The 5,832-nt window shown below is 63.5% G+C and carries 3 protein-coding genes and 1 rRNA gene; 3 read left to right on the top strand and 1 reads right to left on the bottom strand.

Annotated elements, in window-relative coordinates:
* The 3 genes from rrf to AC56LN_RS23300 form a co-directional block, all read left to right on the top strand.
* Positions 1-96: ribosomal RNA gene (gene rrf, locus AC56LN_RS23290) — 5S ribosomal RNA — on the top strand; the annotation flags it as partial.
* A 166-nt stretch (positions 97-262) separates the two neighbouring features.
* Positions 263-1,741: a DUF2868 domain-containing protein gene (locus tag AC56LN_RS23295; protein ID WP_499574936.1), complete on the top strand. Its 1,479-nt coding sequence runs from the start codon at positions 263-265 to the stop codon at positions 1,739-1,741.
* Positions 1,738-3,270 carry a DUF3482 domain-containing protein gene (locus AC56LN_RS23300; protein WP_499574937.1) on the top strand — a complete coding sequence of 511 codons (1,533 nt, stop codon included), beginning with the start codon at positions 1,738-1,740 and terminating at the stop codon, positions 3,268-3,270. Before AC56LN_RS23295 ends, AC56LN_RS23300 begins: the two co-directional genes overlap by 4 nt.
* Here the strand turns inward: AC56LN_RS23300 and AC56LN_RS23305 are convergent.
* Positions 3,248-5,362 (bottom strand): TonB-dependent receptor family protein, encoded by a 2,115-nt coding sequence (locus tag AC56LN_RS23305; protein ID WP_499574938.1) that lies wholly within the window; start codon positions 5,360-5,362, stop codon positions 3,248-3,250. The two genes, AC56LN_RS23300 and AC56LN_RS23305, sit on opposite strands and share 23 nt — an antisense overlap.
* Between the last annotated feature and the right edge of the window lie 470 nt (positions 5,363-5,832).

Here is a 5,832-nt window from a genome sequence, read left to right on the forward strand (position 1 = left end):
GTCGGTCCCACCCCTTCCCATCCCGAACAGGACCGTGAAACGACTTTGCGCCGATGATAGTGCTGCAACCAGTGTGAAAGTAGGTTATCGTCAGGCTAGTTATATAGAGAAACCCCCGCTCAATGATTTGAGTGGGGGTTTTTCGCTTTGGGCGATCGATTTTATCGATGTGACCGGCACGGTGCGCCACCCCACCACCAACACCCGTAAATCTGGTGCACAATGCTTCCATCAGCATTGTCATTTCAATCACGGGAACAGCATGAATGAACAGGTCGCACGCAATGTCGTGTTGGCGCGCGCAATCGAGCACGCCGACGTTGGCCACACGGTACTGAGCGACGACGATCGCAAGTACGCCACCCGCAGCGCACGTGAACTGGCCGCCTGGCAGGCGGCCGACAGCCACACTGCCGTCAATCAGGAACACTTCCTGCAGCAACGCGCCGAGCAAATCCTCAAGCGCCTCGGCGAACGCACGCCGGCCTTCGGCGCATTCCAGCGCCGCGCCCCCGGCATGCGTGGTATCTGGTTCGCGCTGCCATTCATCGCCTTCGTGCTTGGCGCCGCGCTTGACCGCATCGCCGATCCGCACCGGGTCGACCTGTTATCTGCACCGCTCCTGATCATTATTGCGTGGAATTTGCTGGTGTACCTGGGCCTGTTGGTATGGGGAGTCGTGCCTGCCGCGCGCAGGAAGAAGAGCGGGGCGCCCCTGCTGCGTCGCCTGAGCGTCGGCAAGGCCGTTGCGCCACGCAAGCTGCCCACGGCACTGGCCGAAGGTGTTGCCCATTTCCTGGCCGATTGGGCCGTGCTGAGCGAACCGCTCACACGTGCGCGCCTGAGCCGCACGGTGCATCTCGCAGCTGCCGGCTTTGCGCTCGGCGCGGTCGCGTCGCTATATGCCCGTGGCCTGCTCACCCAATACGTCACCGGATGGGAAAGCACGTTCCTCGACGCCCAGCAGGTGCACACGCTGCTGTCGTGGCTCTTCACGCCGGCGCTGGCCGTGTTCCCGTTCCTGCAAGGCTTCACGCTGGCCGAGATCGAACAGCTGCGCTTCGGTGGCAGCGCCGGCCTCCCGGTTGGCGAACGCTGGGTGCATCTGTATGGCGCGACGTTGCTGCTGGTGGTGATCCTGCCACGCGTGCTGCTCGCCATTGTTGCCGGCCTGCGCGCGCGCCATCTGTCACGCCACTTCCCGCTCGACCTCGACCAGCCGTACTATCGCAAGCTGGCCGACAGCATCGGCACCAGCGCGCCGGCCGTGCTGCGCGTGATTCCTTACACCTACACGCTCGATGAGCCGCGCGACCGCGGCCTGTGGGCGATTGCCGCCGCGTCGCTGGGCGGGCAGGCGAGGGTGCAGCTGCTGCCGGCAGTCGCGTATGGCGTCGAGCCGAAAGATGCGCTGCGCGAGACGATGCTCAATGAAGCCGGCATTACGGTCACCACCGTGCTGTTCAGCTTAGCTGCGACGCCGGAGAAAGAAAACCACGGCGCGCTGCTCGACTACCTGGTCAAGCACGTGCCGCGCGGTGTCGCCGTGCTGCTCGACGAGTCACCACTGCTCGAGCGTATTGGTGACCAGGTCGGCACCGAACGCGCCGCGGAGCGTCATTCTCTGTGGCGCCAGTTCTGCAGTTTCCATGGCACGTCCGCGCACGTCGTCAACCTGCTCGAACCCGACAAGCATCCGCTTGAACTGGGCGCGGGCCTGACCCTGCCGGAGCTGCGATGAACCAGCCGGCCAAGATCCAGTTTGCCCTGGTCTCGCACACCAACAACGGCAAGACGACGCTCGCCCGCACGCTGGTCGGGATGGATGTCGGCGAAATCCGCGACGCTGCGCATGTGACCCAGATTTCGCAGGGGTATCCGCTGATGTCCACACCGGGTGGCGACTCGCTCGTGTTGTGGGACACGCCGGGTTTCGGTGATTCGGTGCGCCTGCACAAACGCCTGGCCATGGCCGGCAATCCGATCGGCTGGTTCCTGCGCGAGGTCTTCGACCGCTATCGCGACCGGCCGTTCTTCCTCAGCCAGCAGGCGCTGCGCGCTGCGCGTGAAGAAGCAGACGTCGTGCTGTATCTGGTGAATTCGTCCGAGTCGCCGCAGGATGCGGGCTATCTGCCGTCCGAGATGAATATCCTCGAGTGGCTCGGCAAACCCGTCGTCGTGCTGCTCAACCAGATGGGGCCACCGCGTCCAGCGAGTGAAGAACAGGCCGAGCCGCAGCGCTGGAAACAGCACCTGGCCCAGTACTCGGTGGTCAGGGAAGTGCTGCCGCTCGATGCATTCGCGCGCTGCTGGGTGCATGAACACGTGTTCTACGAATCGGTCACGCACCTGATTGCAGCCGACAAGCAGCCAGCGTACGCGCGCCTGCTGTCTGCCTGGGCGGCGCGCAATCGCGAGCGCTACGCAAGTGCCTTGCACATGAGCGCCGAACAGATTGCAGCTGCTGCGCGTGACACCGAGGCGCTGGATGAACAACGACCGGGCATGCTGCGCAGCGCCCTGAAAGCGGTCGGCATCGGCAAGGATGAAGTGCGCCGCCAGGAGCTGGCAATGGCAGCGCTTGTGCAGCGCCTGAACGACGGCATCAATCACGCGACGGCGCGCATGTTGTCCCTGTACCGCATCGATCCGGGCCAGGCCGTTGCTGTCAATGCGCGCGTGCGCGACAACTTCGCGGTCAACGCACCCGTGGACAAGGCGCAGGCCGGATTGCTGGGGGCAGTGGTGGCGGGGGCGACCACTGGCCTGTCGGCTGATTTGATGGCGGGCGGGCTGACGATGGGCGCCGGTGCTTTATTGGGCGCGATCGCAGGCGGCATCACCGCTGCCGGCGCCGCATGGGGCTTCAATCAGGGGACCGATCGCAACCAGGCAAACGTGAAGTTCGCCGATCCCTTCCTGCAGCAGATGCTGGTGAGCGCGATCCTGCGCTATCTGGCAGTGGCGCACTTCGGGCGCGGACGCGGCAACTACGTCGAAAGCGAGGCGCCGCCATTCTGGCAGGCCGAAGCCGAAAGCGCGCTGGCCGCACGCGGCGTCGATGGCGCACGCCTGTGGCAGTCCGTGCGCGCCGCGCCGGACCTGGGCGCAGCCACCAGACTGGTGGAGGCTGTCCTGGTGCCGGCGGTGACGGCCACGCTGGCGCGCCTGTATCCGGATGTCGCGCTGCCGGGACAGGAGCCGCCGGTTACGGCCCCGGCCCCGGCCCCGGCTGCGGTGGATCTGACTAAAACTGATACTGTGCGCTGACGCCCAGCAGCCAGTTACGACCGGGCGCCGCTTCGTAATAGCGGCGGTTCGCGTCGCCCACGATCACCGAGCCGACATAGTCGCGGTCGAACAGGTTGTTCAGGCGCGCGAACTGGCGCAGGCGCCAGCCGCCAAATTGCTGGCTCGCCTGTATGCGGGCATTGACGACCGCATAGCCGGGTGCCGTCTGCGCGGTGTTGGTGTCTTCCGCATACACCCTGCTGTTGGCGACCGTCTCGAGCGCCGCGCCGTAACGACCCGCCGCTTCCTTCCAGCCCAATTCACCGTAGAAGCTCGACTTGGGCACGCCTGGCAGGCGGCTGCCCTTTGGCACGGCGCCGAAGCCCTCGTCGTAGATTGCATGCAGCATGCTCATGGCGAGGCGCGCATTCCAGCCTGCACCCAGTTCAGCGTCGACCGACAGCTCACCGCCCTGGCGCAGCGTCGCGCTTGCGTTGCGATAGCTGGTGCGGCCGCCCGCTGATGCGTCGACCACCAGTTCATCCTTGGTCTTGACCTGGAATAGGGCGGCGTTCACGCGCACACCGCTGGCCACCATCGCCTTGGCGCCGACTTCGAGGTGCGTGCCGATTGCCGGTTGCAGTGCGAAGTTGAAGCCACCGCCCGTACCTGAATAGAACGACTCGTTCATCGTCGGGGTCTCGAAGCCGCGCGCCGCGCTGGCATACACGTTCAGCGTCGGCGAAATCTTGTAGAGCACACCGACCAGTGGCGTCGTGTGACGGAAGTCGGTGCCGCCGCTGTCGTTGCCGTTGGAGAGATAGCGGTCTTCGACGTCGAAGTCCACGCGGCTGTGACGCAGGCCGCCTGTGAGCACCCACTGATCGCGTTCCCATTCGACTTGCACATACGGATCGACACTGGTGACGTCGTTCTGTTCGTCGCGCCGCAGATTGCCTTTCACGCCGAAGGTATTACCGATGAAATTCTCGAAACCCTGGCGCGCATCCTTGGACTCCGCCATTTCAAGGCCGGCCGTGGTACGCAGCGTGCCGCCGGCGACGGTGCGCACCGCACGCCAGTTAGCGTCGATGCCGTAGAAGTCGCGGTCGAAATCGATGACGCCGCCCGAGTGTGTCGGCGGCGCCTGGAAGCCGCGCGAGAACGACTGGTACTGGATCACGCGACGATTGCCGCCGTAGGCTGTGACCTGCAGGCGATCCTGGCCGAAGCGTTGCTCGAACGTTGCCCCGAACTGCTTGTGGTTGATGCTCTTGCGCGTGTCGTAGCGCTCGGCGAGCGTGCGTTTCGGCGATTGCGTATCGGTGGTGTCGATCTCACCCGCGCGTGGATCGCGTCGGAAGGTATCCCACGTCACGCCGAGCGGATCCTGCGTATCGTCCTGGCGCAGGCCACTGGCTGTGATCACCAGGCGGCTGGTCGATGTCGGCTCGACCACCAGCTTGGCATACGCCTGATCGCGCGTGGCAGCACTGTGATCGCGATAGCCATCGGTCTCGAAACGCGACGCATCGATCAAGTAGCCTATGCCGCCACTGCGGCCCGACGCATTCGTATCGAGCTTGCGCTGGCCGTAGCTGCCGCCGGTGAAGGAGGCTTCGACCGTTGGCTTGTCGGTCGGCTCGCGCGTGAACAGCTGGACCACGCCGCCCGAGTGATTGCCATACAGCGCGGAGAAGGGGCCGCGCAGCACTTCGATGCGCTCGGCGAGATCGAGGTTGAAGGTCGCGGCCTGACCCTGACCGTCCGGCATGGTGGCCGGGATGCCATCGGCCACGAGGCGCACACCGCGCACGCCAAAGGCGGAACGCGTGCCGAAGCCACGCGACGAGATCTGCAGGTCTTGCGCGTAGTTCTCGCGATTGCGCACGACGATGCCTGGCACGGCGGCCAGTGCTTCGGACGCATTCACGCGCAACTGCGCCGCGCCGATCTGCGCCGCATCGACGACATCGATCGCGGCAGGCAGGTCGAAGCTGGTGTGTTCCGCGCGGGTGCCGCTGACGACCACCACGTTCATCGGATTGCGGATGTCGTCGGCAATGGCAGCGAGTGGCCAGCAGGCGCAAAGGGCGGCGATCGTGGTGCGGCGCAGGACAGGATGCTTCATTCGTTCCTCAAAGTGGTTCATGCAGAGCATAAAAGTTAGTCTTATATTATTTAGCCGAAGAATATACCTTGAGAGCTGAAATCCTGCTCGCGCGCTGACCGACGGACGAATGGTGTGTCGTGCAGATTCTTTTGTGAGGGGGCTTGCGGAACCCGGGCGAGGTTTGTTATAGTTCGCCTCCGCTTCGGCACTGACCGAAATTGTTAACGTAATCAAGTGGTTACGAGAGCAAGGTCTACAGAGAAATCTGAGACGAAGCGAAAAGAAAGAGTTGACGAGATTTCGGAAACACAGCATAATCTCTCTTCTCTGCTGCAGCGAACAAAACGATTCGCTACTAACAGCAAGATGCGCCGAATAAAGTTCTTTAAAAATTAACAGTCGATAAGTGTGGGCGTTTGATGAAGGTGCCAAGAACTTCGGTTCTTGATTACTTAAATTATCAAATGTTCACAAAAAAGAAATACGTT

Source organism: Telluria sp. ZT3P26, from assembly GCF_059686035.1.

Coding starts and splice junctions, on each gene's coding strand:
- AC56LN_RS23300 (WP_499574937.1), top strand. CDS start 1,738: ATGAACCAGCCGGCCAAGATCCAGTTTGCCCTGGTCTCGCACACCAAC.
- AC56LN_RS23295 (WP_499574936.1), top strand. CDS start 263: ATGAATGAACAGGTCGCACGCAATGTCGTGTTGGCGCGCGCAATCGAG.
- AC56LN_RS23305 (WP_499574938.1), bottom strand. CDS start 5,362: ATGAAGCATCCTGTCCTGCGCCGCACCACGATCGCCGCCCTTTGCGCC.